This window comes from Paenibacillus terrae, from assembly GCF_005217525.1.
GTDB lineage: Bacteria > Bacillota > Bacilli > Paenibacillales > Paenibacillaceae > Paenibacillus > Paenibacillus terrae_C.
The window spans coordinates 120062-141834 of sequence record NZ_PNXQ01000005.1 but is presented as its reverse complement, the minus strand read 5'-3'; the positions used below and the strand labels follow the sequence as shown (position 1 = coordinate 141834).

General features: G+C 43.9%; 12 protein-coding genes. 9 read left to right on the top strand and 3 right to left on the bottom strand.

Annotation, left to right across the window (positions count from 1 at the left end):
• Nucleotides 1-329: 329 nt before the first annotated feature.
• The 7 genes from C1I60_RS03825 (at nucleotide 330) to metK (ending at nucleotide 11970) form a co-directional block, all read left to right on the top strand.
• The gene (locus C1I60_RS03825) at nucleotides 330-3464 is read left to right on the top strand and encodes an efflux RND transporter permease subunit (protein ID WP_137060562.1); all 3135 of its coding nucleotides are present in this window, start codon (nucleotides 330-332) and stop codon (nucleotides 3462-3464) included.
• A gap of 20 nt (nucleotides 3465-3484) precedes the next feature.
• On the top strand, nucleotides 3485-4831 hold the full coding sequence (locus C1I60_RS03820; RefSeq protein WP_137060561.1) for an efflux RND transporter periplasmic adaptor subunit: 1347 nt from the start codon (nucleotides 3485-3487) through the stop codon (nucleotides 4829-4831).
• 537 nt (nucleotides 4832-5368) lie between these two features.
• Nucleotides 5369-7741, top strand: coding sequence for a copper amine oxidase N-terminal domain-containing protein (locus tag C1I60_RS03815; RefSeq protein WP_137060560.1), 2373 nt, complete (start codon nucleotides 5369-5371; stop codon nucleotides 7739-7741).
• Nucleotides 7742-7840: 99 nt separating this feature from the next.
• Nucleotides 7841-9379, top strand: coding sequence for a stalk domain-containing protein (locus C1I60_RS03810; protein WP_137060559.1), 1539 nt, complete (start codon nucleotides 7841-7843; stop codon nucleotides 9377-9379).
• Between the two features lie 57 nt (nucleotides 9380-9436).
• On the top strand, nucleotides 9437-10018 hold the full coding sequence (locus C1I60_RS03805) for a hypothetical protein (RefSeq protein ID WP_137060558.1): 582 nt from the start codon (nucleotides 9437-9439) through the stop codon (nucleotides 10016-10018).
• Between the two features lie 126 nt (nucleotides 10019-10144).
• Entirely contained in the window at nucleotides 10145-10435 is a 291-nt protein-coding gene (locus tag C1I60_RS03800; protein ID WP_137060557.1) for an alpha/beta-type small acid-soluble spore protein, read from the top strand.
• Between the two features lie 332 nt (nucleotides 10436-10767).
• Nucleotides 10768-11970, top strand: coding sequence for a methionine adenosyltransferase (metK, locus tag C1I60_RS03795; protein ID WP_137060556.1), 1203 nt, complete (start codon nucleotides 10768-10770; stop codon nucleotides 11968-11970).
• Between the two features lie 125 nt (nucleotides 11971-12095).
• On the opposite strand, the gene C1I60_RS03790 is transcribed toward metK, so the two are convergent.
• From C1I60_RS03790 to C1I60_RS03780, 3 genes are read right to left on the bottom strand one after another with little or no spacing between them, the layout of a single operon-like run.
• A complete protein-coding gene (locus tag C1I60_RS03790; protein ID WP_137060555.1) occupies nucleotides 12096-12995 on the bottom strand; it encodes a TetR/AcrR family transcriptional regulator in 900 nt (299 codons plus the stop codon).
• A gap of 52 nt (nucleotides 12996-13047) precedes the next feature.
• The gene (locus C1I60_RS03785; protein ID WP_137060554.1) at nucleotides 13048-16164 is read right to left on the bottom strand and encodes an efflux RND transporter permease subunit; all 3117 of its coding nucleotides are present in this window, start codon (nucleotides 16162-16164) and stop codon (nucleotides 13048-13050) included.
• The gene (locus C1I60_RS03780; RefSeq protein ID WP_137060553.1) at nucleotides 16161-17570 is read right to left on the bottom strand and encodes an efflux RND transporter periplasmic adaptor subunit; all 1410 of its coding nucleotides are present in this window, start codon (nucleotides 17568-17570) and stop codon (nucleotides 16161-16163) included. Before C1I60_RS03780 ends, C1I60_RS03785 begins: the two co-directional genes overlap by 4 nt.
• Nucleotides 17571-17843: 273 nt before the next feature.
• On the opposite strand from C1I60_RS03780, the gene C1I60_RS03775 reads away from it, so the two are divergent.
• Nucleotides 17844-20561 (top strand): stalk domain-containing protein, encoded by a 2718-nt coding sequence (locus tag C1I60_RS03775; protein ID WP_137060552.1) that lies wholly within the window; start codon nucleotides 17844-17846, stop codon nucleotides 20559-20561.
• Nucleotides 20562-20608: 47 nt separating this feature from the next.
• Complete coding sequence (locus C1I60_RS03770) at nucleotides 20609-21769, top strand: sensor histidine kinase (RefSeq protein ID WP_137060551.1); 1161 nt, start codon at nucleotides 20609-20611, stop codon at nucleotides 21767-21769.
• The last annotated feature ends 4 nt before the right edge of the window (nucleotides 21770-21773 follow it).

Here is a 21773-nt window from a genome sequence, read left to right as displayed (position 1 = left end):
ATTGAACATCCCTCCATGCGAAATTGGAATTCCCTTTCATATACATGAGAGGGATGTTTTTTAAAATCAGCTATTTGACTGGGATTAAGGGCCTATGCCATAATAACAATGAGCAGATAACTGATGGGTAAGTTTACACCGTTTTTGTTCTTGAAATACCATAAATGCATTTAAATTAACTACTTTTTTTAAGTATTTATCTCAAAATGTGTTTATTATTTGCTTATATGTTTTTTTGCGCATTTATCTGAAACTTTACGCCTATTTCATCGTAGTAGAGGATTAGTGTGCTTAAATGCTACATAAAGAAGTGAGTGGGGAGTGATGAGATGTCTCAGTTTTCAATACGCCGTCCTGTAACAGTATTTATGTTAATTGTTGCTTTGTTAATCGGGGGCGGTATTTTTTCGTTAAGGCTTCCTGTCGAGCAGATGCCGGATATGAAGCTGCCTATTGCTATGGTAGTGACCAGTATTCCAAACTCGACACCGACAGAAGTTGAGGAATTGGTTACCAAGCCTATTGAAAAAGGTCTATCGTCCATTCAGGATGTGGATACGATTAGCTCTCAGTCTTCTGAGGGGACCTCTATGGTCATGATTCAGTTTAACTGGGGAGTAGATCTAAATCAGGCTACATTGGATATGCGAGATAAATTGGATGGTGTTCGGGGTTCACTTCCCAAAGCTGCCAATTCGCCGCGTGTTTTGAAACTGGATCTCAATGCTACACCTGTAATTAATTTGGCCTTTACTGGTGATCAGGATGTTAACAAACTGAAGTCTATTGCAAAGGATATCATCGAACCACAGCTCGAAAGAATTTCAGGGGTCGCTTCAGTCGGTTTGTCTGGGGGACAAGAGCGGTTGGTTCGAATTACTGTAGATCAGGCCAAACTGCAAAGTTATGGTATTACGTTAGATCAGATCAGTCAGGCATTAGCAGCTAATAATGTGGCCGGCTCTGCAGGTTCTGTTGATCGTGGTAATACAGAGATCCAAATCAGGGTTCAAGGTGAATATCAAGCTGTTTCGGAAATGGGAGAGACTCCGATCACTGTGGGCAAAGGCAGTGTGAAATTAAAGGATGTCGCAACCATTGAAGATTCCTTGGATGATGTCACCACCATTTCCACATACAATGGTAAGCCAAGTATTAATATTTCAGTCACAAAGGCTACCGGAGGGAATACACTTGCCATTGCTAATTCTGTGAAGGAAAGTCTGGATTCAATTCGTAAGAACTTGCCTACGGGGACTCAGCTTGAGATGGTCACAGACGCTTCCAAACCTATTAGCGATTCTGTACATTCACTAATAGAGCATGCTGTATTGGGACTTATCATTGCAGCTATTGTGTTACTGCTATTTCTAAATAGCGCACGTTCTACAATTATTGCAACTATCGTTATTCCAATTTCTTTTGTAGCAACGTTTATGATGATGTATTTCACTGGACAAACCATTAACATTATTTCATTAAGTGGATTGCTACTGGGGCTAGGGTCCTTTGTTGACTTTGCTGTCGTTATTATCGAGAATATTTTCAGACAACGACATGAAGGCAAAAGCATGCTGCAGGGCGCTATTGATGGCTCCAAGCAAGTGGGTAATGCGGTAATGGCATCTGCACTTGCACAGATAGTAGTGTTTTTACCAGTTGTATTTGTAGATGGAATTGCAGGCGTGCTGTTTAAGCCGTTAGCCTTGACCGTAATTTTCTCTCATATCGCGGCTTTGCTAGTATCGCTTTTAATTGTACCTATGCTTAGTTCACGTTGGTTGCCTACTGTACCAGATGAGTCAATATATTCTTCGGGTACCTATAAAGGAATTAACCCGATTATCTGGTTTAATATCGCCTTTGAGAAATTTAAAGGCGGATACCGCCGTGTTCTCAAGTGGGGGATAAACCACCGAAAAAGTGTTTTGGCTATTACTTTACTTATGTTTGTAGCTGCAACAGCTTTGATTCCTATGGTTAAAACGGAATTTTTTCCTGAAACCGACGAAGGGGAGTTTTCGGTCTCGGTAACGATGCCTAATGGAACCATGTTGGAAGAAACAGAGAAGGTTGTTCAAGGAATTGAAAAGGAAATTTTAAAGATTCCTGAACTTGATAAAATGTCAGTAACTGTAGGTTCTGGAGGCGGTGTGTCAAGTATATCCGGTTCAACATCTGCTAATGCTGCCCAGGTTAATGTTACGCTGAAGGATGGGCATACACGACCTACTGATGCCGTGGTCAATGAGCTCCGCAAAAAAGTGGAAAATATCCCCGATGCGGAAATTATTATTCAATCCTCAAGCGGGATATCAAGTGGATCGGCCGTAAACATCAACCTGAAGGGTGATGATGTAGAAGTATTGCGCGAGCTTTCGGATAATCTCTTAGCTGAGGTTAAAAATATACCGGGAGTGGTCAATGCTAAGAGTACGTTGAATTCTACTCGTGAGGAATATGAGATTACGATTAATCGAGAGCTTGCCAGCCGATATGGTTTGTCAGCATCTCAAGTTTTGTCTGCTGTGAGCACCTCCTTTAACGGTTCGGTTGCTACAAGCTATCGTACCGGAGAAGACCAGATTGATGTGAAAATATCGTTGCCGAATGAGTATCGTCATGATCTGGCTTATCTGCAAACATTGCGGATTACAACTGCACAAGGGATCGATGTGCCTCTGTCATCAGTGTCCAGTATCGATAAGCGTGAGGTTCCCGAGACTATTACACGCGAGAACCAAACACGTCAAGTACAGATTACTGCTGACATAGATGGCACAGGGGACATCCTTACAGTTAACCAAAAAATAGATGCTCTTCTGAAAGGTACCCATTTCCCTGAGGGATATAGTGCCGATACGGGTGGCGGACAAAATGAGCAAATGATGGAGTCCTTTACAAATCTGGCAGTAGCTATATTGCTATCCGTGGTGCTGATTTATATGGTTATGGCAGGGCAGTTTGAATCCTTGCTTACGCCGTTTGTAATTATGTTCTCGGTTCCACCTACGTTAATAGGTGTGCTTATTGGTTTGGTTGTAACAGGAGCTAGCCTTAGTGTATCGGCTCTAACCGGTTATATTATGCTTGTCGGCTTGGTCGTGAATAATGCCATCGTCATGATTGATTTCATTATTCAGCTCCGAGAAGAAGGTCAGGATCGGGATGAAGCCATTATTCATGGAGCATCTGAACGGTTACGTCCAATTTTAATGACCACGCTTGCTACTGTACTTGCTTTGCTTCCAATGGCATTCGCTACAGGAAACGGTAACGAAACACAAGCACCGATGGCTGTTGTCGTCGTGTTCGGGTTGTCTTTCTCAGCTCTTATTACATTAATTCTTATTCCGGTAATCTACGTTATCATGGATAATAGTATACAAAAGCGTAAAGAACGGAAATTGAAAAGACAGCTCAAAAAAGAAGCAAAGCTGCAACAAAAGAGTGTTCACATTTAATAATGAGGTGAAGAGATATAATGAATAAAAAAAGTGCTCTGATTGCCACGACATTGCTTTTGTCAGTTGCATTGGCAGGTTGCGGTGGGGGGGAAGCCCCAGCCTCTCCGGCTGCGGTACAGAAAACGATTCCGATCCAGGTAGCAAAAGTGACTAAAGGCAGTATTGAGGATTCATCAGGTATTGTAGGTAGCTTTGCGCCCAAAGACACGGCTCAGGTTTCCCCGAAAATTAGCGGAAAAATACTGAACATTAATTTGACAGTGGGACAAAGGGTAAACAAAGGCGATATTTTGTTTACGATTGATCAGAAAGACCTTCAGGACACGATTACACAGTCTCAGGAATCTTACCAGGTTGCACTTGCTAATTTGAAGCAAGCTGAAAGCGGAGCAGCGCAATCTGTTCAGCAGGGAGAGTCTGCTGTGGACCAGGCTAAGAGCGCATTGGTACAGCAAGACAATGCCATTACCCAAGCGCAGACTGCTGTGATAGATGCCCAAAGTTCCGTGCGTGATGCTCAGAATACGCTAAATCGTAACCAGCAGTTGTTTAGTGCTGGTGCTGTTTCGCAATCTGACCTGGAACAGTCTCAAATAGCGCATAGAAGAGCTCAAACTGCGTTGGAAAACGCCCAGCTCTCACTTCATAATGCGCAAACATCCAAGGAAAGTGCCCAGACAACATATACTAATGCCCAGAAGTCATTGCGTCTTGCACAACAGAAAACGGGTATTGATGTAGCACGTGCTTCGGCTAATCAGGCCAAGGCTGCTTTGGATACTGCACGTAGTCAGCTTGTCGACGCTGTAGTCAGAGCACCTATGTCGGGCACCATTTCAGTCGTGACTGGTACAACAGGACAAATGGTCAGTCCTCAGGCGACCGTTGTTACGATTGCAAATACAAATCCTATCCTTGCCAAGGTGAACGTTTCTGAGGAGGATCTGCTTAAGCTAAATGTAGGCTCCACTGTAACTCTAGGAGTAGACTCACTGGGCAAACGAATAGAGGCTAAAGTGACAGCGGTCAATCCGGTTATGGATAATGATCTCAAGGCATATCCTGTCGAAATTTCAGTCCCCAATCCATCTGGCGAGTTCAAATCCGGTATGGTTGTGTATGTTTATATGAAATCGGAAGCTGCACAAAACATTCTAGTATCACAAGACGCCGTTACAGAGCAAGCTGGGAAAAAGTATGCTTATGTGGTTGAGGGTGCTACTGCTAAACGGGTAGAAGTGCAAACAGGCCAGGAAAGCGCCAAGGAGGTTGAAATAACCAAGGGGCTTACCGAGGGCCAGACCATTGCCGTTAAGGGAATAAGCCTGCTTACTGACGGTGCTAAGGTTAATATAGTGAAGTAATTTGTTTTGTTCTGGGTGTGCAGGCTATAAAAATTGCTGATACTCCGTCATTACCTGCTACTTTAAGTGTTCAATCTGGGCGTACCTTTGGGATTTATGTATCCTTTATATTCTATGGATAATGTACAGTGAATATACTCATTAAGGGACTACCATAAATGCGCAAGAGAACTCTTGTACATTAAGGTTGAACAGGTAAAAGTTGTAGGATGACGGAGGAACAGGTTCAATAGTATAATTATGACTGTAGGAAAGCGGAATACATATTCAAAAAAAATAAAAATTTTTTTTGAAACGGACGCAACTTTTCGAACCCATGCTACGTCTAATTGGGTGAGTATGAAACAAGGGGTACAAAAGCGTAAAGACATAATTCGCTAAAAAAATTCTTTACGACATTGTTATCACATTGTATAATACTGGAGTACGTCATAAATGGACGCTTTCTTTCAACTAGATTCCAAGCTTCTGTGATATTGTCACAGATATCATTTTATAAGGGTTCTCATAAAGCTCGGAAAGGAGGTGTAACGACTGATGAGTGACAAGATCCGACAAAAAGACAAAAATAATATTTCTGGTTATATTCAAGGAGGAGAAAAAAAGGTTATGACAAAGTTTAATAAAAAAATGATCAACGTGCTGGCAACAGCAACATTGGTTGCTGGTGTTGCAGCTCCAATCGCAGCACTGACTTCCCCAACTGCAGTTCATGCAGCTTCTAGCTATACTTCTGTTAATACTCCTAGCATTGGTTCAAGTCAAACTACAAACACTACTCTGGGTAGAGTGAAAGTTAACGTAAGCCAAGCTTCTGTTGGTAAAGGTGAATCCTTCACTGTTACATTGCCTAAAGGCTTTGAATTTGCTACCAACCCTGGAGTTGTTCCTACTGCTATTGATTCTACTTATGGTTTGGGCGTTTACATTGATCCAGGCGATAACGATGATAATGATGCTGCTCGTGCAGAAACTGGATATGTTAAGGGTAAGGGTTTGACTGTAGAGAAGCTCACTAATAACTCTGCAAGAGTGACTTTTAACTTTACTAACTCTAAAGATAGCGTTGATCTTTATCTGAACTTTGGTAAAATCAATGTTAACGGACCTAGCAATGGACCTGTAAAGGCTACTATTGATGCAGCTTCTGCAAGTGGCTTTACTAGCGGCGAAGCTACAATTGCAAACGTAGTTTCTTCTGGTCAAGTATCTTTGTCTGCTGCTGATACAGTTTCCAGTGAAGAAAACTTTACTGCAACTTTGAAAGTTAAAGAAGAAACTGCTGGTTCTTTGGGTAACAGCAATATTAAATTGAAATTGCCTAGCGGTTTCAAATGGGACTCCGCTCCTAAAAATCCAGCCACTATTTTGTTTACTTCCAATACAGACAAAGCAATTAAGCCAGATGATGTGAAGTATTCTAGTGATGGTGATACACTTACTTTGTCTTTGAAAAAAGTAAGTGATGCTCAAACATCTTTCCAATTGCCTGTAGGATTCTATGTTGATGATGAAAACAGTGCTAAAGAGGGCGATGTTACTGTAAGTATCTCTGGTAACGCAACAACTGACGTTAGCTCCCTTGTAGTTGGTAGCTATGGTCAAATCGGTGGTGGCGTTTCCGTTGCTACTCCAACAACAATTCTTGCTGGTCATGATGAGCAAAAAATTGGTGATGTTTCAATTAAAGAAACTGTTGCTGGTTCTTTCGTAAAAGGACGTACTGTAACTTTGCGTCTGCCTGAAGGTGCTCGTTGGCAGTCAACTTTTGAAAGCAACAACCCTGGAAGCAACTTCTCCGGTTCTATGGAGAACACTAACGGTTTGGGTGGAGCAGAGGTTTCCTATACTGACTCTGACAAACGTACTTTGAAATTGACTTTCAATAACGCTAACAGCACTACTGATGCTGGTACTTTGAAACTGAAAAACGTTGAAGTTGCTACACAACCAGGTTTCTCCGGCGATCTGAACGTTGATGTTGCTGGTAGCCAAGGTCTGAGCGGTACTGTTAAGGTTGCAACTGTGAAGCAAGCTGTCACTTTGGCTGCTGCATCCAAACCAGTTCTGACAATCGGTCTGGGCGACCAACAAGTTGGCGACATCACAATTACTGAAGCAGCTAAAGAAGCTTTCGTTAAGAAAGATGGTAGCCGTGAAGTAATCTTGGAATTGCCAACAGGCGTACGCTTTGCTGCTACTCCAGAAGTGAAAGTTACAGCTGGTGACGTTAAAGTGAAGAGCGTATCTACTGATACTTACGGCGAAAGCAACAAAGGCCGTCTGAGCTTCTACATCGATAGCGAAAGTGCTACTCCAAGTACAATCACAATCTCGGCTCCTAAGCTGACTGTTGACCGTACTGTAGCTCAAGGCGACATCGTTGCTAAGCTGAAAGGTAGCGCTGTTTCTTACACTGCATACAAAGGCGCAACTGACAACACTCAAAACTGGAAAGACAACAACACTGCAGCTGCTGAAGTAGCAATCGCAACTGTTGGAACTCCAGCTCCAGGTGCTACTAGTACTAAAGCTGTCTTCACACTGGGAAGCACTTCTTACACTGTAGATGGTCAAAGTAAAACAGCAGAAGTAGCTCCTTATGCTGAAAACGGACGCACTTACTTGCCAGTACGTTATGCAGCTGAAGCTCTGGGTGTATCCCAACAAAACATCCTGTTTGACAAAGCAACTTCCACAGTTACCCTGATTAAAGGTAGCACTGTTGCTCAAATCAAACTGAACACAAACCTGTTGACTGTTAACGGTTCTGTGATTCGTATGGACGTTAAAGCTGTAACTAACAAAAACCGTACTGTACTGCCAATCGCTTGGGTGAGCAGAGCGCTGGATGCATCCATCACTTATGATGCAACTGCAAAAACAGTTACTGTTGAAAACAAAAACTAATTTAAGAGCAACTCTTTTGAGTTAACTGAATTAGATGAGAAGAGGGTTCCTTTTGGAGCCCTTTTCTTTTATTAGCCTTATTGACAAAGGAGAGAAATTATGAAACGTTTTGGAGTGGCGGTACTTTCCACATTGGTTCTTTCTTCTGCATTTGCCAATCTTGCAGGGGCTCAAACAGGTGATATAAAAGTTATTATTAACGGTGTAGCCCAGCAATATACACAGTCACCAGTGATTAGCCAAAATACAACCTTAGTGCCTCTTCGCGGCGTTTTTGAAAGCCTGGGAGCACAAGTGGAGTGGGATAGCAAAGCTAAAAAAGTAATTGCATCCAAAAATGATGATACGTTAACTTTAAATGTGGGTTCTAAACTTGCTTATAAGAATAGTGCTCCTGTACAACTCGATGCAGCTACTCAAATTCAAAAGGGTCAAGTGCTCGTTCCTCTGCGCTTTGTGAGCCAATCATTAGGCGCCAAAGTAAATTGGGATAAGACTACACGGACAGTAACTATTTCAAATCAAGCTGATGGAAGCACTACTGATGGTCAAACCAACAGCTTATCCAGTAAGCCTTTCACAGCTCCTGTGACTAAAGTTACTTATGATACCTACTATAATGATTCTTTAGCCTATGATGATGCAGTTAAACTGGCTATAGCTGATAGTACCTCAGTTAAAACAGGAGAAGCTAGTATTGATCAAGCCGGGAAAATCATGAAAGAAGCAGGCAAAAATATTGACTTTGTTCCTGCCGAAGCAGGTGATGAAGGACAAGATAAAGCTTTCAAAGGTTATGCTCAAACTAACCTTAATTATGAGGCTACCAAAAAGAACCTGGATATGACCAAAGAAGGTATTGAATACAATGTAAAGGATCTTTATAACAAGCTTCTTCAAAAGCAAAATGCCGTTAAATTGGCTGCTTTGAATATTGAAGATGCTGAGCGCAAGCTGAAAGTTGCACAAATTAAAAGAGATAATCAAATGTCGAGTGATTATGAGGTGACTCAAGCAACGAACCAGTTGACTCAAAATCAAGCTGCTTTAGACAAGGCAAAAAAAGATCTGGATAGCGCATATGTATCTTTGAATCAAATGATTGGTTACAAGCCAGAACAGCGTTACGAATTGAAAGATAAACCTGTTTATTCTGAATTCAAAGATAATGTGGAAACTAAGGTAAGCCAAGTGCTTACCAGCAGCACGGCTATTTGGTTAAGTGAACAAAAAGTGGATTTAGCTGAACTGAGCTTGAAGCTCTACAATTTTAATACTCAAGGAAATACGCCATACGAAGCTCAACAACTTGATGTTGAGAAAGCTCAGTATGCTACAGAGGGTACAAAGAGAACTCTTGAAGAAGCTGTGAGAACCCTTTATAACAACATTAAAGGCTTGGAAAGCCAGTATTCTCAAATTCAAGCTGGTTTGGTGAGCGCTAGAAGTGCGGCCGATATGGCTAAAAAGCAATTTGATGTGGGTTTAGCTACTGAACTTCAGGTTTATGAGGCTAATCTGAAAGTGACCACGGCTGAACAGCAAGCAGAAGATATAGTTACGAGCATTGATACATTGAAGATGGCTTATAATAAACCATGGGTGCTGCAAGGTGCTTCTTCTGGAGCAAGCCAATAATAATGCTAATATAAAATTATTTTTCACAATGCATTAACCTGCTGTAGGAGGATTTTTATGAAACCACGCTACAAAGTAACGCTGGCTGCGGTTTTACTTGGAGGAGGGATAGTTGCAGGCTCCTTAATGAACAACTCAGTTAATGGAGCCTCCAGCTCTGGACAACCAGGTACAGCTGATGATCCAGTTGTAACCAAAAGCTATGTTGACCAGAAAATCGCTCAGGCAATCAAAGGTGGAGTATCAGCAAGTAGCACTAATAGTAAAACGACTGGTTCAGCAGTTCCCACCACCAACGCTACTTCTAACGTAACAACTTCGGGAGCGCCTAGTACAGGCAAAGCTTCCGCAGCTGTGGAACAGACCGAGGAATTGAAGGTTGTTGATGTAAAGCCTGGTCAAAAGTTGATTGCCAAAGTTGGGGCGGAATTTATTTTACGTAACGGGTATGCTGTTGTTTATAGTATGGATGCCAGTGGAGCTATTGATATCACTTCCGGAACAGAAATTGTCCATAATCAGGCGGTTGAGAAAAATCATTTACTATCTTTTCCTAGAGAAGGAAGAGGTATTCAGGTAAAAGAAGGACAGAAGTTTGGCCTGGTCGTCATGGTACGTGGCGGTTATACTCTCCAATAGATTGTATGTTGGAATGTTCTTTTTCGTAAATACTGCTTGGGATAGCAAATTGTTCTTGGCTAAGCTGACTCCAAACGCTGCACACTAACTTCATGAAAGAAAATACAATTGATGGAGGTGTGTACGATGGCGTCAAAAGGTCAAAGACGATTGATTCCCGAAAGCCGTGCCAGATTAAATGATTTGAAGTATGAAATTGCTGCTGAGTTTGGTCTTCCTGTTTATAATCCCCAATATGCGCATATACATCCGAGTGTCGACAGTGAGTTTGCTGCGGAGTTGGGCGAGTTTAAAGGAAGCGCAAATGTGGAGTGGCGCTATTTGACTTCAAGACAGAATGGCTCTGTAGGTGGTGAAATTACCAAGCGATTGGTACAATCTGCCGAACGCAGCTTATCTGAATTTGGTACCTTGTAAGTTGCAATAATTTTTAACTGATTTTGACGTGCAATCGTTTTTTAAATAAGGCTATCCTCATGTGGATGAGAAATTTATTTCTTGTCAATTTGTCTTAGTGTTGCCCTTTGTAATTGGGTGATATGAATTGACACCTTGTTTTAAATAGGATATCATGGCATTTGAGGCTTGTACGCAACCTTTTCCTACCGGAAAAGGTTCATTTTTTGTTAATCAGGTATAGAAGTCATTTTCCGGCCACATGTTGGCGTGAGAGTGTCTGGCTAATGCCATTGCCATGTCAGGATTTTATACAAATCCTCATGTATTTTAATTGTGGGAGGTTGAAATTCATGTCTGTAAAAGGCCGTCATTTGTTTACGTCTGAATCTGTAACAGAAGGTCATCCGGATAAAATCTGTGATCAGATTTCCGATGCCGTATTGGACGCCTTTTTGGCTAATGACCCTAATGCACGGGTAGCGTGTGAAGTATCAGTAGCTACTGGTCTCGTTCTTGTCATTGGTGAAATCAGCTCCAAATCGGAATACGTGGATATTCCATCCATTGTACGCAATACGATTAAGGAAATTGGCTATACACGTGCGAAATATGGCTTTGATTATAATACTTGCGCTGTATTGACTTCTTTGAATGAACAATCGCCGGACATCGCTCAAGGGGTTAACGCTGCTCTGGAAAGCCGTGATCCTGCTGAGGTAGATAAAGAAACGGAGAACATTGGAGCAGGAGATCAAGGGTTGATGTTCGGTTTTGCTACGAATGAAACACCTGAGTTGATGCCGTTGCCTATCGCCATGTCTCATCGTATTGCACGCCGCTTGGCCGAAGTGCGCAAGGATGGAACATTAAAGTACCTTCGCCCGGATGGTAAAACGCAAGTAACGGTAGAGTATGAAAATGGCAAACCAGTTCGTATTGATGCCATTGTAGTTTCTACACAGCATGCAGAAGATACTACATTAGAGCAAATTCAGGCAGACATCAAGGAAAAGGTTATTTTGCCAGTTGTTCCTGCGGAATTGCTGGACGAGCAAACCAAGTATTACATCAATCCAACAGGTCGCTTTGTTATTGGCGGGCCTCAAGGGGATGCAGGTCTAACAGGCCGCAAAATTATCGTAGATACGTATGGTGGTTATGCGCGTCATGGTGGGGGAGCATTCTCCGGTAAGGATCCGACCAAAGTGGACCGTTCCGCTGCTTACGCTGCCCGTTATGTAGCGAAAAACCTTGTTGCAGCCGGATTGGCAGATAAGGTAGAAATTCAGCTTGCCTATGCCATTGGTGTAGCTACACCAGTTTCCATTAGTGTCGATACATACGGTACTGGGAAAGTAAGCGACGAGAAGCTCGTTGAACTGATTCGTAACAATTTTGATCTTCGCCCCACAGGTATCATTCGAATGCTAAATCTGCGTCGTCCAATTTACAAGCAAACGGCTGCTTACGGTCACTTTGGTCGTACAGATCTGGATGTGCCATGGGAGAGTGTAGACAAAGCTGACGCTCTGAGAGTGCAAGCCGGTCTGTAATTTCCCATATGCTATCAAATATAAGCAATAACCAAAAAAAGACTGTCTCATGATTTACATGAGCAGTCTTTTTTGATGTATTCTACAAGCTAAGTTGTGAATTGCTGTGATGAATTTCTAAGCGCCTACTCCGTTGGGGATGTAAGATTCAACAGTTTTTGGAGCAAATGACAAACTTTTTTTAGTTCCTTCCGCTGCTCCAAATATGAAAAGAGTGCTTTTAAAAGACCCATCTGAGGATTCGCTTTCAAAGCTTCTTCCTTTAATAGAGCAGCAATTTGCTGGTATTCTTGCTTTTCACTCGAACTCCAAGAAGACAGCAGAATGCTGTCCTCCAGAGAGTAGAGAAGGCCGTTAATCTGGCGGCCCTGACCAAAGGGATTGCTTAGAATGCTTTCAGGCAACCAGCCCTGATTGCTCCACAAATGAGGGGCCGAATCGGTACTCTTCAGGCTGGCAACCAAGGAATTGGATAGGAAAATAATGAATTGAGTAAGATTTTCAACCGTTTCATCGTTCATCCGATCCGCAAAGAAGCGAATGTATTCAAATACAACGCTTTTGAGTACAAAGGTTATATCCCATGCAGAATCTTCAATGTCGGGTCCGAAAACATCAATCAAGCAGTCGCATACCCATTTGTACAGCTTGTATTCATGTTGCTCGAAGACGTCATTGAGTTGTTCATTCTGAAAAATGAGCATGGATGGTTCAGGCATATCTATCATAAGATATACCTTGTTTTCAACAAGATTTTTTAAATAGAGTACAATAAACCCGTGCAGTTTATCATGATTAGTGAGATCAGGTTTACTGTAAAGTGCCCGGATATCCTGTTCAATATTTTTCTCTAGGATAATACACATTTCCAGAGGCAGTTCTTCTTTTCCCTGAAAATATTTATAAAAGGATGCCTTGGCCATCCCACTTTCTTTGGCGATCTCTTCAACAGATGTTGAATAGTAGCCTTTTCTGGAAAACAGCCGAATGGCCGCCTGTAATATATCATTTTTTTTGCTTTCCATACTTACTTCCCCCTAGGGTTCAATCCGACTGTGTATACTTCACTACATGCAACTACAAAGGTTGATCGTGTGTGATAGCCGTGTGTTGCTGTTTTTTGAGCTGACGTCGCATCTTGAACTTGGCCATGATCATATATAATGATGGCACTACAAACAGGGTTAACAAAGTCGAGAATAACAATCCGAAAATGACGGTAAACGCCAGAGGTTTAAAGAGCAGGCTTCCCAATAGGGCTAACGGAATCATACCTACTATTGCAGCCAGAGAAGTCAATAAAATGGGTCTAAAACGGGCAGCGGCTGCTTTTATCACAGCTTCTTTCAGTTCCATTCCCTCATGTCGGGCATCTTCGATGAACTCAATTAACACAATTCCGTTTCGCACTACAATTCCCGCCAGCGCGATAATTCCCATGATGCTCATAAATCCAATAGGCATACCTGTCAGGAAAATACCGATAATTCCACCGGCTGCTGCCAAGTACACTGTCGTCATAATGATAATAGGAATGGACAGCGAATAAAACTGCATGGTGATTAAGAGTAAAATGAGCAAGACTACAACAATTGCCAGCTTCCCTAAATCCCCGAATATGGTGGACTGATCGGAGGTTTCACCGCCCACTTCCCATTTATAGCCTTCGGGGAACTTCATTTGTGCCAGTTTACTTTCTACATCCACCATCGCTTCGCTTGCAGTTCGCCCGTTCAAGTCGGCTTCTACCGTAATCGTTCGCTCCATATTGTAATGCTTGATTTGCTGAATAGCAAACGATGGCTTTATCTGTACGAGCTGGTTTAACGGAATCTGCACACCGGCTGAATTGACTACGCTTAATTGTTGGAAAAGCGTGCTGGGCTCCTCGTTGCTATGATTCAAATACAATTTAATATCCACCAGATCGTTTCCTGTATCAAATTGGCTAACTTTAGCCCCTTCTTTTAACAGAAGCAGGGTACGAGTCAGATCTGTGTAGCTTACCAGGTATTGATCCATGGCTTGTTTGTTGACCTGCAAATCCAGTGCATATCTTTCGATCCCTATATCATCCATGATGCCGGTTGTACCCTCTACTGTGGCGATCTGCTCTTTTACTTTTTGGGCAAGGCTTTGCAATTGATTCAGGTTCTGACCTGAAATCCGAATAGCGACGGGCTTGCCCACTGGGACTCCCAGACGGGGAATATACGTCGACACTGTAGCTTCAGGATATGACTTTTTAACATGCTTTTCCCAAGCATCAACCGTTGTATCGAGATCAAAAATATCTTTTTTACCGACGACAGCAACTTGTCCTACGGTCTCATCATATCTAATATCTCCACCCGAACTATTAATGTCACTAAATAGTTGCGGTGCAGTTCCTCCGGCACTGTAGACGACCTTGGAGGTTTCGGATTGCTTCTTTATCCAGCCTGCAATGTCTTTAACGACCTTGTCTGTTTCTATCACGGAGGTGCCTACAGGCATTTTTATTTTTAATGCGACATGAGGGTCCTCTGATTTAGGAAAGAGTTCAACTGATGTAAAAGGAACCAATCCATAAGCGGCTGTTCCAAACATGAGTCCTGCCATTGCAGTCAGCAAGGGACGCTTAATGACTTTGGGCATCAACTTTTGTGAATACAGCTTGTTTAAAGACTGAATCTGTTGGCCCAACAAGCCTGCCGGTTTAGTTTTACCCTTGGGTTGACGAGTCTGCCTGCGTTTCTCATACCATTCTCGGAAAATAGGGATGATGGTAAGTGACATAATCATGGAGGCAAGCATGGTCAGAGAAACAATGGCGGGAATAGGCTTGATGAATGCCCCTACATTTCCGGGTAGAAACAACAGTGGAGCAAAGGCCGAGATGGTAGCCAGTGTGGCAACCAAAATAGAAAGCATCACCTCTTTGGTTCCTTTTATAGCTGCATCTGTAGGCGATTCTCCTAATTCCGTAAGTCTCCGCTCAATATTATCATTGACCACTACGGCGTCATCGACGAGTATGCCAAGTACAATGATCAGACCGACAACGGAAATTTGATTGAGTGTAATACCGAACATGGGCAAAAAGATAATGGCAATCGCAACCGAAATCGGAATCGCCAATGCGACAAAAGCAGAGGTAAGCAAATTCAAACCCAGCATACAAACGAGAATAACAGCAACAATTGCAAGAATCGTTTCACGCTTTAAATCCTCGAAGATATGATCTACCTGATCTTTTTGTGCAAAAAGAGTTTCAAGACGAACCCCTTCGGGAAGTGTTTTTTCCAGCTCTTTGAGCTTGACATTGACCTTTTCGCTCATAGGCGGGACGTCTGTGCCCTTTTCTGCTCCAATGCTTAGCGTAATGGCTGGCTTCCCCCCTACATAGGAAAAATATTCTGCTTGGGGATGTGACAGTTCCGTTGTAGCGACATCTCGCAGATAAACAGGAGCCCCTGCCTCTGTACGTGTCAGAATGGCCTGATTTAATTCTTCGGCTTTTTGGGTTTCCCGGACTATGAGTTGATAGGTACGCCCGTTGTATTCAATATCACCAGTAGGAACCCGATCCATTTGTGACTGGACCGCTTGTGCGACCTGCCCCCACGACAGATGGTACTGCTGAAGCTTTTGATTGTCGATTTGGACGCGTACTTCCTGGTCAGGAAGCCCATTGAACTTGACACTTGATACACCTGATAAGGTATTGAGCTGATCCTTCCACGTTGTGGTCAAATCATTTAGTTTATACAATGGTGCAGGAGAATCAGCGACCAGGGCATAGGAGCCGATAAACGAGCTGGTTAGCTTGTCATTCACAACGGGTGTTTCAGCACCTTGGGGAAGATCAGCTTGCGCATCCTGTACTTTTTTACGCATATTATCCCAGACGGTTTGAGGATCAACTCCATTTTTGGATTCGATTAAAATAGAGGAGAATCCGTTGCCAGAAGTCGAACTAATCGTTTTAACACCTTCAACTTCCTTAATGCGCTTTTCCAGTTCTTTGGTTACAGTTTGTTCTACTTTTTGTGGTGTAGCACCGGGATAGACTGTTGTTACCATAGCATTCTGTATGGTGACATCTGGCATTTCCTGCTTCGGTAATTGGAAAAATCCAAAAGCTCCGACTAAAACAAGCATAACAAAAAACAGTAGCGTAATTTTTCGCTTTTTCACGAAATATTCAATCATGGGCGGCCGCCTTCTTCCGCTTTAACCGGATTTCCATCAAACAGATTTTCTGCCCCTTTAATGACAATGCGGTCGCCTTCACGAAGGCCGGATACGATATGCAATTGATTGTCTATAACCTGATCGCCAAGTTCTACAGGTGTTTTAACAGCTTTTCCTTTAATATCTTTGAAAATAAAAGGCTCGCTCCCCGTGTTAATGACCGCTTCAGCGGGAACGAGAATGCCGTTCTTGTCTGTCACCTGTCGAGCAGCTTTAATGACCTGACCAGGTAACCAGTCTCGCTGTGGATTGTTTATAACGATCTCTACGTTAACTATTCCCGTATTGGTACTGGTTGAAGGATAGATGTTGGAAACCGTACCTTGACGGCTTTCTTCATATAACATCACATTCACCGATTGCCCCTTTTTCCAATCTCTGATCTCACTGTCCGGTACTGGAAGCAGTACCTTGAGACGGTCAATGGAGCCTATGCGATAGACGGCTTGGCCTGAAGCGACCAAGTCACCTGTATTCACACTCTTGCCTAAAATAATGCCGTTCGCAGGAGAAATTAGACGGGTGCGTGAAAGTGCAAGTTCTGCCTGCCCCTTGGCGACAAGGGCTTTTTCGTAGTTGGCATGAGCTTGCTTTTTGGAAGCCGCAGCTTGTTCACTGGCAGCGAGAGCTTTGCTTTTACCTGCAAGCGCATCTTGAAAGGAAGCCTGGGCGGATTGATGATCTTCGGCTGTAGCCCCTTCCAGCAAAAGGGACAGGGATTCCTTGGCTTGCTCAAGATCTTTCTGGGCTGCCGTAGCATTCACGCGGGCATTCTCGTTATCCGACGCGGAAGCAGCGCCTGCCTCAAACAGCTTCTGTGTACGCTCGCTATCCGTCTTGGCCTTGTTATAAGCGCTTTGCGCCTTATCTACAGCGGCTTGCGCTTGCTGCTTCTCTTGAGCACGTGCACCTTTATTGATCTTATTAACATTCGCACTGGCTCCTGTAATGCCGGCATCGGCGGATTGAATCGCAGAGGTAGCAGCCTGTAGATTAGCCTGCGCGTTATCAATACCAGCCTGTGCCTCCAGGATGGAAGCTGTCGCTTGTGCCACCTGAAGCTTGTAGTCAGCATCATCCAAACTAGCAATTACGGTGCCTTTCTGTACAGCGGTGCCGACAGTGAGATACGCACTGGCTACGGTGCCTCCATTTTGAAAAGCCAGTGTGTTTTCCTCATAAGCCTGAAGAGTGCCTGACAAGTTATAGGCAGTAAGGAGCGGAGAGGATTTGACAACTGCAGTACGCACAACGGTTGGCTGTGCAGTTGAGCCTGATTTAGCATCTTTCTCCGCGCTGGAACATCCAGCGATGACAATGCTCAGGGATAAAGTAAGTACGATGAGTGCCCGTTGTTTATTCATGATTTCAAACCTCCACGATAGGTTGCAAAAATTAGATTTGAACTGATTAGTATTATTTGAACCAATGAGTTCATGTGTATTATAGTGTGCTGATTATGCATTCGTCAATTTATAGTTTTTGTTTTATGAAAAGTTAACGGGATTTTCGTAACTTTTGCCTTTATAATAAGTCTATTAACATAAGAGGCTTTTTTTGTTTATTTGATAGAGTTTAGAGTACATGATCGGAAAAGTCCGTTTGAATACAATGAAGATGGGAGAGCTATCATCCATATGGTTTTAGGTAATAGGAGACAAGGCAATGAGAAGGTAGATGGCAGAGGGATCGCTAAAAGATGGGCTGTTTTGACGCTGGCGGGAGTATTATGGGTTGGACCCGTAGCCGGAACAGGCGCTCTAATTCCGTTAAACGGCTGGATATCTGCGCCGATTGCGAGTGCAGCTTCCGCTTCAACTGTAAAGCTGGGAGAAGAAATAATTACTTCAGGTGCAACATTGATGAAATATCGTTTTAAAGGCTCCAAAGGAACAGCGTTAGCTGATATCGTCCGGGTGGATTTGCAAAATCCATACGTCAAGCTGGATGTTATGACCGGGAAAAATGGACAGTTTACAACCCGTCAAAGCACAGGTGGTATGGCAAAAGAGACTGGAGCAGTCGCTGGTGTGAACGGAGATTATTTTAATACCTCCAGCGAGGGGGCCCCGATTGGTGGACAAGTATCGAAGGGAGTATTGATGTCTACTCCGTCCGATTTAACGGGGATGTATGCTTTTGCAGTAACCAAAGACGGTTCCCCAATGGTAGAGCAGTTTACCTTTGAAGGCACAGTAAAAGCCGGGGACGGGTCAACCTTCCCTTTAGCGGGGATGAATAAGGCTTCATATTCGCCTGAAACGAGTGGAAGCAGCTACAGCCATTCCAACGCTATGTATATTTATACATCTGCCTGGAAAGCAATTGAGCGGCCGAAAAACAGCTCAACAACGCCTACCGAGGTGTTGGTGCAAAATGGTGTGGTTACGCAAATTTCCAATAATGCTACATTGAATATGACTGTGCCGCAGGACGGATATATTTTACGTACCCATGGCAAAGCAGCCGATTATGTCAAAGATCATCTGACAGTGGGACAAACGGTAGAAACCAGCTATCACCTTCGTGTCAAATCGACAGGGAGTGAGGTGGATCCTTCCAATCTCCAGATGATGATTGGCGGACACACCATATTGGTGAATGACGGTCAGAAAACTTCGTTTTCCCGCAGTACAACGAGTATAGGCGGGACGCGGGCGCGGACGGCTTTGGGATATTCCCGTGACAAGCGTTACGCTTACGTCATTGCCGTTGAGAAGAACGAGAACAGCGTGGGTGTATCCCTGAGTGAGCTGCAAACGCTGATGAAAGATATTGGTGTCTGGAAGGGTATGAACCTGGATGGCGGCGGCTCCACCACGATGGTAACCCGCGATTTGGGAGATACGACAGCAGGGCTTACGTTCAATACGGAATACGGTACGGAGCAACGCAGCGTTGTAAACGGTGTGGGGGTGTATACCAGTGCGCCTAAAGGGACGCTTAAAGGCTTCACGATTAAAGGCAATAAAACGCTGCTTATCGGCCAGACCGGAAGCTATTCTTTTAAAGGCTATGACACCTACTACAATCCATTCGATACCTCGAATGTACAAGTGACGTGGAAATCGAGCAATCCGTCCGTGGTGTCGGTGAGTGGCGGTGTTGTGAAGGGAGCAAAACCAGGAACAGCTACGTTGACGGCGTCCAGTGGCTCAGCCAGTACTACAACCAAGGTTACTGTGCTGGGAGCAGATGAAATTTCATCACTTATCGCAGGCAGTGGGACAGGATCGCTTACAGCAGGAGCTAAAATTGCGGTTCCAGTAACTGCAAAGACGAAAGACGGCCAGAGCGTCAGCATTTCGTCAGATGCGCTCAAATGGGAGTTTATCGGCTTTAAGGGAAGCGTTAAGGATAATCAGCTTACAGTAAATACGGTGGATGCAGGTGTAAAAACGGGTTATGCTATCGGTCGCTACGATGGTTTTAGCGCAGTCGTCTTCTTGTCTGCCGGCGGGACGAGCACAAGCAACTGGGAGAACTTCGAAAATGTTTCGTATCCGGTTGATTTTACTTCGAATGTGGAAGGCGTTACCGGCACAGCGGCTGTTGTACAAGGAGATGGCGACCATGCCAATTCCAAAGTGCTTGAGCTGAACTACGACATGACGAACGGCAGTGGTAAAATGTATGCTTACGCCCAACTGAATGGTACAACTGGCAAAACGCTTGAACAAGCGGCTACATCCATCTCGATTGATGTTAGAGGGGATAAGAGCCTGAACTGGTTGCGTGCGGAACTGGAAGATGCCCAAGGCAAAACAGCATATATAGACCTGGCCAAAGCGATCGACTGGAACGGCTGGAAAACCATTAACGCAGATATGAGCGGTTTGAATATTTCATATCCGGCGAAGCTCAAGCGCCTGTATGTAGTCAATGTGGCCGAAGGTCAGGATGAGCGTGCTAAAACGGGCAATGTCGCTTTTGATAATATTTCTTTTAATACACCGGGAACGGTCGGAACCGAAGGACTCAAAAAAGGAACGGCTCAAATGACTATCGGACAAAAGTCAATGACCCTGAACGGGACGCCCACAACAATCGATGCGGCTCCGATGACCCGTAATGGCTCAACGTATGTGCCGATCAAGTACGTGTTGGACGCTTTTGGCGGGCAAGCCAAGTGGAACGCAGGCGATCAGCGGATTACGATTATGCGTGGCGGTGTGCTGATGGATTTAACAGTAGGCAAGAAAGAAGTCGTCCTGAACGGCAAGCGTCAGAGCACGGATGTAGCACCCATTGTGTTAGGTGGTAGGACTTTAGTCCCATTAAGACTCGTGTCTGAGCAGTTAGGAATCACTGTAAAATGGGAACAAGAAACGAAGACCATTACCCTCCAGTCATGATATGGTATGATATATACTTGAATTGCTAGGATTGGAGTAGAACATTTGTGGACTTTCAAGCCGATATCATAGACCGAGTCATTAAGAATGCCATCCAGGTGATGGAGAACAGCAAATATCAGATGTTCGAAATTTTGGACACGGCCCGGACCGAGCTGATCACATTAAATCAGGAACTCCAGAGCGTCCTAAAGGAAACGGCAGAAACGATTGAAAAGGTGGATCAGCTGGAAATGAACTATCGGCGGTCCCGTATTCGGCTGACTGAGGTCAGCCGTGACTTTGTCCGCTATTCGGAAGAGGATATCAAGCAGGCTTATGAGAAAGCAACACAGCTTCAGCTCGATGTGATGATCTTTCGCGAGAAGGAAATGTACCTCAAGGCCAGAAGAGATGATCTTCAAAAGCGGGCTAAAAGTGTCGAGGCCTCTGTCGAGCGGGCCGAAACCATCGGTTCGCAGATGGGCGTCGTGCTGGAATACTTGTCGGGTGAGTTGGGACAAGTAACGCGGATCATCGAATCGGCCAAAAACCGACAGTTTATTGGTCTGAAAATTATTTTAGCCCAGGAAGAGGAGCGCAAGCGGATATCCCGTGAAATTCACGATGGACCTGCACAGCTTCTTGCGCATCTAGTGCTTAGGACGGAAATTGTGGAAAGAATGATCGCCAAGCAGGAATTTAAGATGGTTCAGGACGAAATAGTAGACTTGAAGAAACAGGTTCGCTCCAGTCTTGAGGAAATGCGAAAGGTTATTTTCAATCTGCGTCCTATGGCCCTGGATGACTTGGGACTTATTCCGACGCTCCGGAAATATGTGCAGGATTTTGAAGAGAAAACAAAGATTAGATCGCTTTTTGAAACAAGGGGCAAGGAACACCGTCTCTCTTCCGCGATGGAAGCAGCCATTTACCGCCTGATCCAAGAAGCTTTGACCAACGCTGCCAAGCATGCTTATCCTACCTATGTGCTTGTTGAGATTACTTATCAGGCGCAGCTTGTAAAAATCGTGGTGCAGGATAACGGTCTGGGCTTTAAGCCTGAGCTTTTTCAGCAGAAAAGCAAAGATCATGGACATTTTGGTCTGATTGGTATGCGGGAAAGGGTTGAACTGCTCGAGGGGAGAATGGAGATCGAATCAGCTGAGAATCAAGGCACCAAGATAGTGATTCATATCCCAACCAACGTGGAAAAGGGAAAGGAGTAACAAC